The following is a 13,819-nucleotide window of genomic DNA, read 5'->3' as shown; positions in this document are numbered from 1 at the left end:
GGGGGCTACTCCTTTGCGAGCCAGACGTCGTAGGCGTTCGACGGCGAGTCGAGCCCCGCCTCGAAGCCCAGCCCGCGCACGGCCGTCTTCGCAGCCAGGAACCAGCTCGGCGCGAACAGGGGGACGATGAACGCCTTCTCGACGCCCAGGACCTGGATGCGGTCCGTGAGCGCGCGCTTGGCGACCGGGTCCGTCGCCTGGAGGGCCTGATCGATCAGGCCGGTGATCTCCGGGTCGGGATTGGGCACCTTCGTGTAGAGGAAGCCCTTCGAGCCGAGCATGTCCCATAATTCGCGGGCCGGGTCGGCGGGGTTGTCGGTGTTGGGATAGATCGACCAAGTGCCGGTGGCGTTGCCCTTGGCGTACTCGCCCGCCGTGACGATGCGCAGGTTGAGGTCCAACCCGATGTTCTTGCGCAAGGCCGCCTGGATGCCCTGGATGAGGATCTCCCGGTTGTCGCGCACGTAGGGTTGCGGATACCCGACATCGAGGGTGAGGCGCCGGCCCTCCCGGGTGCGGAACCCCTGCGCGTCGCGCTGCGTCCACCCGGCCTCGTCGAGCAGCCGGTTCGCGCCCGCGATGTCGTTGCCCCAGGCCCCCACCAGAGCCTTGTTGTAGGCCGGGTTGGCCGGCCCGATGATCGACCAGGCCCGCTTCACGTGGCTGAGATAGACCTGACGCACGATCGGCTCGGGATCGAACCCGTCGCGTAGGGCGCGTCGAACCCGGATGTCGTCGGCCGGCGCCCGGGTGTAGTTGATGTTGAGGGTGAAGGACGTGCTGGCACCCGACGGGCCGATGAGGAGCCGGTACTGCGGATCGTCCGCGAACAGGGACACGTCGGTGGCCTGAACGCCCTCGATGACGTCTACCTGCCCCGACGTGAGGGCGCCGGTGCGCACGGCGTATTCGGGCAGGAACCGGAAGCTGAACCCGTCGAGATGGGCCGGTCCCCGACGGGCCGCGTAGCCGGGGGGCCAGGCGTAGCGCTCATTACGCACGAAGCTCGCCGACTGGCCGCGCACGTAGCGCTCGAAGACGAACGGGCCGGTGCCGGCGAGGGACGGACCGCCGCCGCAGAGATCGCCCTTGGCCAGGGACTTGGGCGAGATCAGGCCGAGTTTGACGTTGGAAACCGATTCAAGAAACGTCGAATCCGGCTTCGAGAGCGTGAGCCTGACCACGTGCGGTGAGATCACCTCGGCCGAGCTGAAATATTCGAGCAGCGCGACGGCGTTCGCTGCGTTGGCGGGGTTCTTCACGAAGTCGAAATTCGCTTTCACCGCCGCCGCATCGAACACCTCACCGTCATGGAAGATGACGTCCTCGCGCAAGGTGAAGGTATAGACCTTTCCGTCCGGCGATATCGTCCATTCCGTGGCGAGCCAGGGCGCGAAGGTCCCGTCCGCCCTCTTGCCGACCAGCGAGTCGATGTAGTTGCGCGCCACGAAGAAGGCGGCCTGCTGCGACGAGCGATGCGGATCGAAGCAGGACGGCTCCGTCGTCACGCCCCAGGTGAGGGTGCCGCCGGGCCGAGGCTGCGGTTCCGCAGCATCGACGGGTGACAGAGGAGCGAGCCCGGTCGCGGAGATCGTGGCCAGCGCAAGCAAGGAAACGAATTTTTTCATCAATCTCAGCTCGGGATATGCTTTGTCTACGACCAGACTCAACGCGAGCAAAACATTCCCTAATTGATGCTGAGGGAATTTTTTGACTTCATCTCTGATCTTGATCGGTTTAGTTGTTGCTGGCGTGATCTAGTGCGACGTAGAAGCCAAAATCAACTGGGAAATACCAGGCAACCGACAGCATCGCGCTATTTGGAAACTTACCAGCGCCGAGCCGGCGTTGCGGAGACGAAAACTTCGACTCGCATTGGCGCGAAGAACCGGATCGTCTCCCGGACATGACCGCACCGCGCCACGCTCGCCCCGACACGTCCCACCCCGCGATCGACGGATCACCTTCCCGATGTCTCCACGCCAGCTGCATCTCAACGTGAACCTGCTGCATTCGGGCGTGTACCCGTCGGCCTGGCGCTTGCCCGGCAGTCAGCCCGACGCCTTCGTCGACATCGCCCATTACGTCCGGGTCGCCCAGGTCGCCGAGCGGGGCTTGTTCGACGCGATCTTCCTCGCCGACACCCCCTCGATCTCGGACCGCCTCGATTACCGCCCGTTCAATGCCCTGGAGCCCACCATCGTGCTGGCCAGCATCGCCGCGGCCACGGCGCGGATCGGGCTGATCGCGACGGCCTCGACCAGCTATAACGAGCCCTACAACCTCGCCCGCCGCTTCGCATCACTGGACCACGCGAGCGGCGGACGGGTCGGTTGGAACGTGGTCACCACGGCCGATGCCGCCGCGAGCCGGAACTTCGGGCTGACCGCCGCCGTCGAGCACGGGACGCGCTACGCGCGCGCCCGGGAATTCGTCGAGGTCGCTCACGCCCTGTGGGACAGCTGGGAGGACGATGCCCTCATCGGCGACAAAGCCAGCGGCCGCTTCGTCGACCCGGGGAAGGTGCATGCCATCCGCCACCGGGGCACTCACTTCTCCGTCGACGGGCCCCTCAACGTACCGCGCTCACCCCAGGGCCGCCCGGTGACGGTTCAGGCCGGCGGCTCGCAGGATGGACGTGATCTGGCGGCGGCCACCGCCGAGGCGGTCTTCACCCTGTCGCAGACCATCCCGGATGGAGTGTCCTATGCGCGGGACCTGCGGGCGCGCGCCGCAACCTTCGGACGCTCGCCCGAGTCCATCGTCATTCTGCCGGGGCTGGCCACTATTCTCGGCAGTACCGAGGCGGAGGCGCGCCAGCGTCAGGACGATCTGTGGAACCTGGTTCCGATCGAGTACAGTCTGGCGCGTCTCGCTGGCACGCTCCAGATCGCACCGGAGCGCCTCGCCCTCGACAAGCCGCTGCCGGACGCGCTGCCACTGCCCGCCAATGCCAACCACACCATGTTCCTCGGAACCGTGGCGCTCGCCCGTCGCGACAACCTCACGGTGCGTGAATTGCTGCGGGCCCTCGGAGGCGGTGTCGGCCACCGCATCATCGTAGGCACGCCGGAGGCCGTGGCCGACGACATCGAGGCGTGGTTCCGGGCCGGAGCGGCGGACGGCTTCAACCTGATGCCCGACGTGCTGCCCGACGGTCTGGAGACCTTCGTGGACGCCGTTGTGCCGATCCTCCAGAAGCGCGGCCTGTTCCGCACCGCCTATTCGGGAACCACTCTGCGGGACCATCTCGGTCTCGCCCGGCCGCCGAGCCGTTTCGCGGATAGCCCGGAGGTTCGAGTTACGGCCTGAACCCAGCGATCTATCCCCCAACTCGCTACCGGCGGGGGCTTACGGCACGATCGAGGTCAGAACCTCGGCAAGAGGAGGCTTTCGTTAGCCTGCTGACTTTCAAGCTGAACGGAACAGACCGTGACCTCGAAGTTCGATCCTCCTCAGGCTACCGAGATCGTCAGGCCGCCGGGATATGGGAAGGCGCCGAGGCGCATGCGGTCGCGGCGGGTCGGTATCGCATGCCTGCCTCAGGCCGTGCCGACGCGGTACTCGCGTGGCGGGCCGTGCTGTTGACTGCGAAGGCGCCGACGATACGGTCGCGGTAGATCGACGAAGAACCTGGCTTCAGACATGCGATGTTCCCAGGAGCGATTTCGCCTTGGGCTCGTCCTTGTAGGCCTACCATAGCGCCAGCATCTTCACACAAGGACCCAAGTGGCTTTTCCTTTGGAAGTGCATCGTCTGCTTCACGGCCGCGGTTGTCGCAGAATTCGATTCGACCGCCGTCGAGGCCAGATCGTCGAGTTCGTGGGCCTTCCGGAGCGCATCCAACTCGATGAAGCGCGGCCCACGCGAACTCTGACGATATCGGTCACGGTCGACCTCGCACCGGTGCCGAATGAAACCCGATCGCGTCTCCAGCTGGGAAAGGCTTCACTCGTAGGGGCGCTGGGTATCATGCAGCCAATAGGGAGAGGTTTTTCTTCGTTAATCCGAAAATCAGGAAGTCGCATTCTACTTATGCCTTGATTTTTATTATATTAATCTATCGACTTAGCTCGCCGAGGCCTTCATGTTCTAGAGACGAGACTTGATGGTCTTGGCTCGATGGAAAACTCTCGGTTCGGCGTACCATTCCCTGTGCCTGAAAATCTTGCGCCATCGCCACAATTCGTCTTCGATGCCGTTGGTTTCCGGCGCGGCGGCCGACCGATCCTCAATGGGATCTCGCTGAGGATCGCCCCCGGTGAACGGATCGGCATCGTCGGGCGGTCCGGCGTCGGGAAGTCGACGCTGCTGCAGATCGCCGCCGGCCTTGTCCCGCCATCCTCCGGTGACCTGACGATCAACGGTGCGCGCGTGAAGGGCCCCGTCCCGGGGGCCACAATGATGTTCCAGCGGCCCGCCTTGCTGCCCTGGGCGAGCGTCCTCAACAACGTGCTGCTGCCGGCCCGCCTGTCCGGCCGACCCCTGGGAAGCGCCGGCGGCGACCGCGCGGACGCACTGCGCATCCTCGGAGAAGTCGGCCTGGCCGACAGGGTCGATGCCAAGCCACATGAGCTCTCGGGCGGCCAGCAGCAGCGCGTGGCCCTGGCGCGGGCGCTCGCGAGCCGGCCGCGCCTCCTCCTCCTCGACGAGCCGTTCTCCGCCCTCGATCCGGAGATGCGGACCGCCCTGCGCGCGGACGTGAAGCGCCTTGCGAGCGAGCGTGGCCTAACGCTCGTGATCGTGACCCACGATCCGGCCGACGTCGCAGCTCTGGCCGAACGTGCCCTCGTTCTTGCAGGCACTCCCGCCGTGATCGTCGCGGATTTCCCCGTCCGATCCGAGGTCGAGCTGAGGTCGCGGCTCGGCGCATCACCCCTCCCCGTCGACCGCGAAGCGGCGTGAACCGGACCCTCCTGATGACCGCTCCCGACGACCTCTCCGCCCTTTGGACGCATGAATGGACGCGCGCGGACTGGACCCGCCGCGACACCCTCGACAGCCTCGCGCGCGGCGGCCTCGCCGCCCTGCTGGGTGGTGCCGGCCTCGGCCTGTCGAGCCGGGCCGTGCACGCGGCCGACGACGATGTGGTGCGCATCGGCTACCTTCCGATCACCGACGCCACCGCCCTCCTGGTCGCCCACGCCAAGGGCTATTTCGAGGAGGCAGGCCTCAAGGTGGCCGAGCCAACCCCCGTGCGGTCCTGGTCGGCCCTGGTCGAAGGCTTCGCCGCCGGCAAGTTCAACCTCGCCCACCTGCTCAAGCCCATCCCGGTCTGGATGCGTTACAACAACAAGTTCCCGGTCAAGGTTCTGGCCTGGGCCCACACCAACGGCTCCGGCATCGTCGTCGGGGGCAAGGGCGGCATCACCGACTTCAGGGGGCTCGCCGGCAAGCGGGTCGCGGTTCCGTACTGGTACTCGATGCACAACGTGGTGCTGCAGTACGCGCTGCGTGAATCCGGCATCACGCCGGTGATCCGGGGCGAGGCGGGCCCAGGTGAATGCGCTCTCCAGATCCTGCCGCCACCCGAGATGCCGGCGGCGCTGGCGGCCGGCAAGGTCGACGGCTACATCGTGGCCGAGCCGTTCAATGCGCTCGGCGAGATCAAGGCCGGCGCCCGGATGCTGCGCTTCACCGGGGACATCTGGAAAAACCACCCCTGCTGCGTGGTCGTCGCGCATGAGCGGACAACGGTGGAGCGCCCCGAATGGACGGGCAAGGCCATCGACGCCATCGTGCGCGCGCAGGCCTATGCGTCCGCCAACAAGGAGGCCGTGGCCCGGCTCATCTCGAAGGACGGACGCGGTTACCTGCCGATGGCCGCCGACGTGGTGGTCAAGGCAATGACCGATTACGGTCCCGCCTATGCGGCGAGCGGTGCCATCCGCCACGCGGACTGGGCGGCGAGCCGCATCGACTTCCAGCCCTGGCCCTACCCGTCCGCGACCCGCCTGATCGTCGAGGCCATGGGCCGGACCGTGGTGGAGGGCGACGCAACCTTCCTGAACGGGCTCGATCCGGATTTCGTCGCGCGCGACCTCGTCGACGACCGCTTCGTGGCCGCATCCCTCAAGCGCTTCCCGGATGCGTTCCCCGGGTCCGGCACCGACCGCACCGAGACGCTGTCGCTATGACCGTGGGCCTCCTGAAGTCCGCACCAGCGGACATCGGCGGCCCCACGTCCGCGCCCGCCTGGCCGGAGAGCCGATCCTTTGCCGGCGTGCTGCATTGGACAGCGCCGCTTCTCGGTGTCGGCACCATCCTTTTGCTGTGGTTCGCGGCCGGCTGCCTCCTCGCGAACGATCCGGCCTATACCGCCTTCGCGGGCTTCGCTCCCGGACCGGCCATCGCGTCGTTCGCCGATCTTCTCACCTCCGGCGAGGCCTGGCGGGCCGCGCTGCCGAGCCTTGCCAGGATCGGCCAAGGCCTCGCCTACGCCTTCGTGCTCGGGGTGCCATTCGGATTGCTCTTCGGGGCCTCGCCGCTGGCCGAACGCGCCCTGCAGCCCCCCTTCCAGCTCCTGCGCATGGTCTCGCCGCTGGCCTGGATGCCGGTGGCGGTGCTGGCCTTCCCGACCTGGGAGGGCGCCATCGTGTTCCTTATCGCGGCCGCCGCGATCTGGCCGATCCTGTTCTCGACCGCGGCTGGCGTGAAGCGGATCGATCCGATCTGGCTCACCCTCGCGCGCAACCTCGGCGGCGGCCGGATCGCCACCCTGCACCGGATCGTGGTTCCGGCGGTGCTGCAGGACATCCTCACGGGCCTGCGCCTGGCGCTCGGCGTCGCCTGGATCGTGCTCGTGCCGGCCGAGTATCTCGGGGTCACTAGCGGCCTCGGCTATGCCATCAACGATGCGCGCGACACCCTCTCGTACGACCGCTTGGCGGCCCTCGTCCTGCTGATCGGACTGATCGGCTACGCCCTCGACGCCGGCCTCGGACGGCTCGCTGCCCGCGCCCGCTGGATTCCCGCGACCTGAAAGGAACGCCCATGTCGTCCGCCTCCGTGAGAGAGATCGTCCAGACTTTCGAGACCATCGACCGGGACGCCCTGGCGGCCCTGTCGGAGAAGGGCCGCGCCGATCCGACGGCCGTTCGCACGGTGCGCGCCCGGACCATCGCCGAGGGTCGGCGCTTCCGCCATCTCAACTACGTGCGCAACCTCGACGCCCACGTGGTGGACGAGCCGCGCGGCCTCCTCGGCGATGACACCGCCCCGAACCCCACCGAGGCGCTGCTCGCAGCCCTCGGCACCTGCGTGGCGGTTGGCCTCCAAGCCAACGCAGTCGCGCGCGGCTGGACCGTGCGCGGCATCGAGATCGAGAGCGAGGGGGATATCAACATCACCTCGGTCTGGGGGACGGGCGACCTGTCGCCGAAGACCGTCGGCCTCACTGCCGTGCGCCTGACCGCGCGCCTCGACATCGAGGGGGCGAGCCAAGCCGAACTCGACGACCTCGTGGCCCATGCGGGTGACTGGTCGCCGGTGCTCAACACGGTCAGGAATCCCGTCGCCGTCAGCCTCGTCCGCAATCGATGAGCGCGGCCCTCGCCCGCCCCGCGGCGCTTCCCGAAGTCCCTCGGGACGTCGCCGGCGTCGTGCGTGACGAACTCGCGCCGATCGTCGGTGCGATCGACGGGGGGCTCTATCCAGACGGCGTGCTGCGCGGCCTCGGCGCAGCCGGTGCCTATGCCCACCACACGCAGGGTACACCCGAGGGACTGATCCGAGCCGTGGAAGCGATGGCGGCGGTGGGGGCCGCCTGCCTGTCGACGGCCTTCTGCGTCTGGTGCCAGGACGCCCTTGCCTGGTACCTCGCCCATGGCAATGCGCCTGCCCGCGACCGCCATCTGGCCGACATTGCCAACGGCGTACGCCTCGGCGGCACTGGACTGTCTAATCCAATGAAGGCGTTCGCCGGCATCGAGCCCCTCGCCCTCACGGGTCGACGGGTGCCAGGCGGCTACAGGGTGCGCGGGCGCTTGCCCTGGGTCTCCAATCTCGGCCCCGACCACCCGTTCGCCAGCATCTTCGCCCTGGACGACGGCCGCCGTGTCATGGCGGTGTTCGCGGCAGGCCAGGAAGGGGTTGCCATCGCAGCCAATGCCCGCTTCGTAGCCCTCGAAGGCACCGGGACCTACACGGTGATGGTCCGCGACGCCTTCGTGCCTGACGACGACGTGATCGCCCCTGACGCCGCGGCCTTCGTCCCCCGCATCCGCAACGGCTTCGTTCTACTCCAGGCCGGCATGGGACTGGGGCTCGCCCGTGGCGTCGCCGCGCTGATGCGCGCGGATGGCCGGGGCAGCCGGGACGGCGCGGCGCTTCCTCTTGGGGCCGAGGGGATCGACGCGCGGGCGGCCGACCTGTGGACGCGGTTCGTGCACGCGGCCGAACGCCATGCCGACCCGGCGGCGGGCGCGTTCCGCGAGACCCTGCGCCTACGCCTCGACATTTCCTGGCTCGCCCTGGAGGCGGCGCAAGCCGCCATGCTTCAGTTCGGCGCGCGCGGGTATCTCGAAGGCTCCGAACCCTTCCGGCGGCTGCGTGAGGCGCAGTTCGTGGCCATCGTCACGCCCTCGGTGAAGCACATCACGCGGGAACTCGCGGGCGGGTGACGGCTGCTTGTCAACGCGCGGTGCTCGACAGGTGCGGCCGGTTGGATCCCAGCAGGAAGCCCACAGGAACCCGCGCAAGGCTCGCGGCTAGGTCCGACGGCAGTTCACCAGAGATCAGCCATTCGTGCAGCGCCTGCGCCACGACGGTCGGCGGCGGGAAAAGCACGGTGTTGACGATGCCCGCCTGCGACACGGCTTCCTAGATCAGGAGAAACAGCGGGAGCGACAGGTATCCCACGGCAGCATCGAGGAGTGACCCGTGCCGACCGGCTTTTTATTGTAAGGGTTCGAGAGCCCGTCCGTGCCCTCATAGAGGTGCTTGGGAAGCATCCGCGCGCCATTGTATTGAGGGACGATAGGATCGCAGGCGAGGGCTGGCTGAGGCGCAGGATCACGGTAAGCGGATCGGGCGTCTCGACGGTCGTCACCTTGCCAAAGGTGATCTGGGCCAAAGCTGATCTGGTCGCGCGGATGGATCTTGGTCCAGACGTTCTCGAGGGTCCATTTAACGTCCGCCGCCGTGAAAGGCTGGCCGTCGTGCCAGCTCACGCCGGAGCGCAGGTGCAGGGTCAGACTGAGCCCGTCGCGTGCAGTCTCCCAGGCAGTGGCGAGAGCCGGAATCGGCTTGAGGTCGCGGTCGTAGTCGACGAGCCCGTCGAAAATCGTCCCGCTTACCACCCCGGTTGGAGCGGCTGAACTGACCGCCGCGGTCAGGATCACCGGCTCTGGCTGGACGATCGCGGTCAGGGTCCCGCCTTGCCGCTCGGGCTCTGCGCATACCGGACTTACCGCGAGCGCTAGCATCACACCTGCGACGCCTCGCATACTTCTTAACACCATCCCGCCGCCCCCAGTCACACACGCCGAAGGCCAAGACAGCCGAGCTGTCCCGCCAAGCCACGATGTCCACGTATTGAACAATGTATTCATCAGCTGCACTGCAATAAGATTGGCTGAATACTATATTAATTCGATTTAATGGATGATTGTTCTGCGGGGTAGCAAGATCGATACCGACATCTGTTCGTCTACTGCCGGGCGGTTCTTCCGGCAACTTAGTTTTCGGACGAAAGCCGAACGACGTCGTATTCGTCTCATCGGGCGTTCTAAAGGCGATTCAACTCTGCAACAGACCGAGGCCGCCGCGCTCAGGTGCGCGGCGGTGTCCATACGGCGTCACGGACCTGGATGGCGCGGGGAATCAGGCCGAGGCGATGGAACCGGTCCGCCGTCGCCTGTTGGTTCGCAAGGATCGGGTCGGAAAGTGGCCGCACACCGAACTGCGTTCGGTCCGCAGCCGTCTTCTGGATAGCAAAGGGAATACCGGTCACGGTCGCTAGCGCTTGGGCCACTTCGTCGCGATGTCCTTCGGCCCAGGCCGCCGCCTCGGAGAGTGCCGACAGGGCGCTGACCACGACGCCCGGATGCTTGTCGGCGAAGGTCTTGTTCGCCAGGAAATAGGCGGACACGTCGAGGGTCTGGCCCGAGGTGGCAAGAACCCGTGTCTTGCTCCGCGCCTGCGCGACAGCAAAGTAAGGGTCCCAGATCGACCAGGCGTCGACGCTGTCGTTGGCGAAGGCCGAGCCGGCATCGGCCGGCGTCAGGTAGGCCGGCGTGATGTCGGCGAAGGTCAGGCCAGCTTTCTCAAGAGCGGCGATGAGAAGGTTGTGCGCAGAGGTGCCACGTCCGAACGCGATCTTCTTGCCCTTGAGGTCGGCAACCGAGCGGATCGGTGAATCCTCCTTGACCAGGATCGCCTCTCCGTCTCCCGAGGGCGCCGAGGCGGCGACATAAACGAGATTGCCGCCCGCAGCCTGATTGAAGATCGGTGGCGCGTCGCCGGTATAGCCGAAGTCGATGCTGCCTGCGCTCAAAGCTTCGAGCAGGGGTGGTCCCGCCTGGAACTCGACCCACTGTACCTTTGTGCCCTGGGACGCCAAGCGCTTCTCGATCACGCCCTGCTGGCGTGCGACGACGATAAGGCCGATCTTCTGATAGCCGATGCGGAAGTCCTTGGGTGCACTCTCATCGGCGACCGCCCCAGTAAATTCCGCGAGGCCCGTTCCGAGGGCAAGAAGCAAGGCCGGCACACGGCGTCGGGTCATCGTCACGGGTTCGTCTCCTGTAGAGGGGCATCCGCCCCATGGCCGGGCGCGGTGTGGGTGAAGCGGCCGCTCACGGATTGTGGCAGGCGAAGCAGATTGAGGATGGGGCAGGCCTTCTCGACCCGGGCCCGAAACGCCTGGACCGTCGACGGTTCGGCCGGTGAATCGAGGCGTACCTCGTAGGTCAGGTCCCGCGGATGCACGGGGATATCCTCGAAGCCCTCCGTGCCCGCCCGCGGGTCGAACGTCCCCGCGACCTCGACCTCCAGGGAGGTGATCGGCAGATCCTGAAGGGCGGCCTGGATCAGGATCGTATGGGCGAGGCAGGAGCCGAGGACGCCGAGCTGAAGCTCCGGGGAGCTCGGCCCGAGGTCGAACCCCGCGAAGTCGGGCTGGCTGTCGGACACGATCGCGTGCCGGCGAATTCCGATGCGGCGCACGCCGCTGCGGCCCTCCACCGACGCGCGCGCCGTCAGTGGCACCGCGGAAACCTTGCCCTGCCGGACGCGCTCTTGGCGAGAATCAAGCGCGCGGCGTTTGTCTTCGAGATACAAATCTATTTCGCTCATCGGCTGGCCGCTACAGTGCTTGCATCCGCGGATGAACCCAGAGGCGTATTGCGTATGCCTCTGTATAGCCTTCATGCAGCAGAATGAGCGTTCGTTGTTGTGACGAATATGGGAACGATATTCTGGAAAATCCCGATGTCAGGGTTTCCCGATGCCGCCGACTCTGACGAGCGGGACCTGGAACCGCCCGTCGGACAGCGTTCGGTTTGACGGCATGGCCCGCATGCTCATCCGCTTGAAAAGGGGGATGTTTGCAACGTCAGCGCTCGCGTTGCCGGCAAGGAAAGGCTCCGGGCGGCAAACCGCCTTACAAGGCTTGGCGTGATGGCTTGGCTTTAAGGCCCGGCTCGCCGCCGAGGCAATTAGTTTCTTAACAACCGGGCACGCCCTCCGCTCTAACCGTTCCGAGCCGCCGGTCTCCCTGGCCTTAGGCTCGACGGGAAGGAGGCGATAGTGGAAATCCCAAGCGAGATCAGACTGACGAAAGGGGCCACACGCCTCGACGTCCGGTGGGAGGACGGCACCCTCTCATCCCTGTCGGCCGCGACCCTCAGGGCGGGAAGTCGGAGCGCAGGCTCGGTGCGGGCATCCGTGGATGCGGTCCCCTCGGTCCTACCGGCGGATCTGGTGATCCGCGATGTCCTGCCGGTGGGCGCCTATGCGGTGAACCTCGTCTTCTCCGACGGTCACGACCGGGGGATTTTCCCGTGGTCCTACCTGCGCACGCTGGCCGAGGGCGCCAGCACCACATCCGAGGCCGGCCATGGATGAGATTCACGATGCCACGTCGGAGATCGCGTGCGACGTGCTGGTCATCGGCGGCGGCACGGCGGGCCCAATGGCAGCCCTGAAGGCCAAGCTGCGCAACCCGAAAGCCAGGGTCGTGCTCCTGGAGAAAGCAAATGTGAAGCGTTCGGGCGCGATCGCAATGGGAATGGACGGGCTGAACAACGCCGTCATCCCAGGTTACGCCACTCCCGAGCAGTACACCAAGGAAATCACCATCGCGAATGACGGCATCTGTGATCAGGCGCCGGTCTACAAATACGCGGAGCGTTGCTACGAGATCATTCAGGAACTTGACCGCTTCGGCATCCGCTTCCAGCGTGACGGTAACGGCGATTACGACGTCAAGAAGGTGCATCATCTCGGCACCTACGTCCTGCCGATGCCCAATGGCGAAACGGTGAAGAAGGCGCTCTACCGGCAGTTGCGCAAGGCGCAGGTGCTGATCTCGAACCGCTTCATGGCAACCCGGCTCCTCAATGCGCCGGATGGGCGTATTGCAGGGGCCGTGGCGGTCAACACCCGCAGTGCCGAATTTCTGGTCATCCGCGCCAAGGCGGTGATCCTGTGCCTGGGAGCCGCCGGACGCCTCGGTCTGCCGCAATCGGGCTATCTCTGGGGAACCTACGAAAACGCCACCAATTCGGGCGACGGCTACAGCATGGCCTACCATGCCGGCGCCGGTCTCGCGAACCTCGAATGCTACCAGATCAATCCCTTGATCAAGGACTATAACGGCCCAGCCTGCGCCTACGTGGCGGGTCCGTTCGGCGCCTACACGGCCAATAGCGAGGGCAAGCGCTTCATCGAGTGCGATTACTGGTCCGGCCAGATGATGCAGGAATTCTATAACGAGTTGCAGAGCGGGAAGGGCCCGGTCTTCCTCAAGCTCGACCATCTGCATGCCGACACGGTGGGCGAGATAGAGACGATCCTGCACAAGGTCGAGCGGCCCTCGCGCGGACGCTTCCACGAGAACCGGGGCACGAATTACCGCCAGCGGATGATCGAGATGCATATCTCGGAGGTCGGCTTCTGCTCGGGCCACAGCGCGTCCGGCGTCTTCGTCGACGAATTCGCCCGCACGACCGTGCCGGGGCTCTACGCGGCCGGCGACATGGCCAATGTGCCTCACAGCTACATGCTTGGCGCCTTCACCAACGGTGCCATCGCGGGCGAGCATGCCGTCGACCGTGCGGCGGAGATCGACTGGCCGGAGGTCTCGGCTGAGGACATCGCCCGCGAGCGCGACCGGGTGCTGGCTCCGACACGGCGGGAGGACGGCATTCCGCCGAACCAGATCGAATACAAGACCCGGCGCTTCGTGAACGACTACCTGCAGCCGCCCAAGGTGACGGCCAAAATGGAGATTGGCCAGCGCCGCTTCGCCGAGATCCGCGAAGACCTGGAGACCCGCATGGTCGCCCGCGACAGCCATGAATTGATGCGAGCCCTTGAGGCTTCCTCGATCCTCGACTGCGCCGACATGGCGGCGGCGGCCTCACTCTACCGGACCGAGAGCCGCTGGGGCCTCTATCACAACCGCACGGACCATCCGGACAAGAACGATTCCGACTGGTTCTGCCACACCATCCTGCGCAAGGAGGCCGGGCGCATGATTAGCGAGAAGCGGCCCATCACCCCTTACATCGTGGCCATCGCGGACGAGGAGCGTGGTGCTTACGACCACCAGCGCGTCCGTAAGCAGGCCTGAGCAAACACCTCGACGCGACGTCAG

The 13,819-nt window shown here is 66.2% G+C and carries 13 protein-coding genes; 8 read left to right on the top strand and 5 right to left on the bottom strand.

Annotated elements, in window-relative coordinates:
* Positions 1–5: 5 nt before the first annotated feature.
* Positions 6–1,628 (bottom strand): ABC transporter substrate-binding protein, encoded by a 1,623-nt coding sequence (locus ACYQR9_RS16425; RefSeq protein WP_056434242.1) that lies wholly within the window; start codon positions 1,626–1,628, stop codon positions 6–8.
* A 343-nt stretch (positions 1,629–1,971) separates the two neighbouring features.
* Between ACYQR9_RS16425 and ACYQR9_RS16420 the strand changes: the two genes are divergently transcribed.
* The 6 genes from ACYQR9_RS16420 (at position 1,972) to ACYQR9_RS16395 (ending at position 8,621) form a co-directional block, all read left to right on the top strand.
* The gene (locus ACYQR9_RS16420) at positions 1,972–3,312 is read left to right on the top strand and encodes an LLM class flavin-dependent oxidoreductase (protein ID WP_461227378.1); all 1,341 of its coding nucleotides are present in this window, start codon (positions 1,972–1,974) and stop codon (positions 3,310–3,312) included.
* 843 nt (positions 3,313–4,155) lie between these two features.
* The gene (locus ACYQR9_RS16415) at positions 4,156–4,905 is read left to right on the top strand and encodes an ABC transporter ATP-binding protein (RefSeq protein ID WP_461227377.1); all 750 of its coding nucleotides are present in this window, start codon (positions 4,156–4,158) and stop codon (positions 4,903–4,905) included.
* Positions 4,906–4,919: 14 nt separating this feature from the next.
* Complete coding sequence (locus ACYQR9_RS16410; protein ID WP_461223587.1) at positions 4,920–6,137, top strand: ABC transporter substrate-binding protein; 1,218 nt, start codon at positions 4,920–4,922, stop codon at positions 6,135–6,137.
* Entirely contained in the window at positions 6,134–6,982 is an 849-nt protein-coding gene (locus ACYQR9_RS16405) for an ABC transporter permease (RefSeq protein ID WP_461227375.1), read from the top strand. Before ACYQR9_RS16410 ends, ACYQR9_RS16405 begins: the two co-directional genes overlap by 4 nt.
* Positions 6,983–6,993: 11 nt before the next feature.
* The gene (locus tag ACYQR9_RS16400; protein ID WP_461227373.1) at positions 6,994–7,542 is read left to right on the top strand and encodes an OsmC family protein; all 549 of its coding nucleotides are present in this window, start codon (positions 6,994–6,996) and stop codon (positions 7,540–7,542) included.
* Entirely contained in the window at positions 7,539–8,621 is a 1,083-nt protein-coding gene (locus tag ACYQR9_RS16395; RefSeq protein WP_461227371.1) for an acyl-CoA dehydrogenase family protein, read from the top strand. Before ACYQR9_RS16400 ends, ACYQR9_RS16395 begins: the two co-directional genes overlap by 4 nt.
* A 10-nt stretch (positions 8,622–8,631) precedes the next feature.
* Here ACYQR9_RS16395 and ACYQR9_RS16390 read toward each other — a convergent pair whose 3' ends face one another.
* The 4 genes from ACYQR9_RS16390 to ACYQR9_RS16375 all read right to left on the bottom strand — a co-directional run bounded on the left by ACYQR9_RS16390 (position 8,632) and on the right by ACYQR9_RS16375 (position 11,208).
* The gene (locus tag ACYQR9_RS16390) at positions 8,632–8,814 is read right to left on the bottom strand and encodes a hypothetical protein (protein ID WP_461227369.1); all 183 of its coding nucleotides are present in this window, start codon (positions 8,812–8,814) and stop codon (positions 8,632–8,634) included.
* Positions 8,815–8,825: 11 nt separating this feature from the next.
* Positions 8,826–9,341 carry an ABC transporter substrate-binding protein gene (locus tag ACYQR9_RS16385; RefSeq protein WP_461227367.1) on the bottom strand — a complete coding sequence of 172 codons (516 nt, stop codon included), beginning with the start codon at positions 9,339–9,341 and terminating at the stop codon, positions 8,826–8,828.
* Positions 9,342–9,769: 428 nt separating this feature from the next.
* Positions 9,770–10,726: a sulfonate ABC transporter substrate-binding protein gene (locus ACYQR9_RS16380; RefSeq protein WP_461227365.1), complete on the bottom strand. Its 957-nt coding sequence runs from the start codon at positions 10,724–10,726 to the stop codon at positions 9,770–9,772.
* Between the two features lie 2 nt (positions 10,727–10,728).
* Positions 10,729–11,208, bottom strand: a complete 480-nt coding sequence (locus ACYQR9_RS16375) for an OsmC family protein (RefSeq protein ID WP_461227363.1) — start codon at positions 11,206–11,208, stop codon at positions 10,729–10,731.
* A gap of 537 nt (positions 11,209–11,745) precedes the next feature.
* Here ACYQR9_RS16375 and ACYQR9_RS16370 point away from each other — a divergent pair.
* Both ACYQR9_RS16370 and ACYQR9_RS16365 read left to right on the top strand, forming a co-directional pair.
* Positions 11,746–12,066 carry a gamma-butyrobetaine hydroxylase-like domain-containing protein gene (locus tag ACYQR9_RS16370; RefSeq protein ID WP_461229824.1) on the top strand — a complete coding sequence of 107 codons (321 nt, stop codon included), beginning with the start codon at positions 11,746–11,748 and terminating at the stop codon, positions 12,064–12,066.
* Positions 12,059–13,795: a fumarate reductase/succinate dehydrogenase flavoprotein subunit gene (locus ACYQR9_RS16365; protein WP_461227361.1), complete on the top strand. Its 1,737-nt coding sequence runs from the start codon at positions 12,059–12,061 to the stop codon at positions 13,793–13,795. Before ACYQR9_RS16370 ends, ACYQR9_RS16365 begins: the two co-directional genes overlap by 8 nt.
* The last annotated feature ends 24 nt before the right edge of the window (positions 13,796–13,819 follow it).

Source organism: Methylobacterium sp. CM6241 (assembly GCF_054817845.1).
This window is presented reverse-complemented; position numbering and strand designations above follow the sequence as displayed.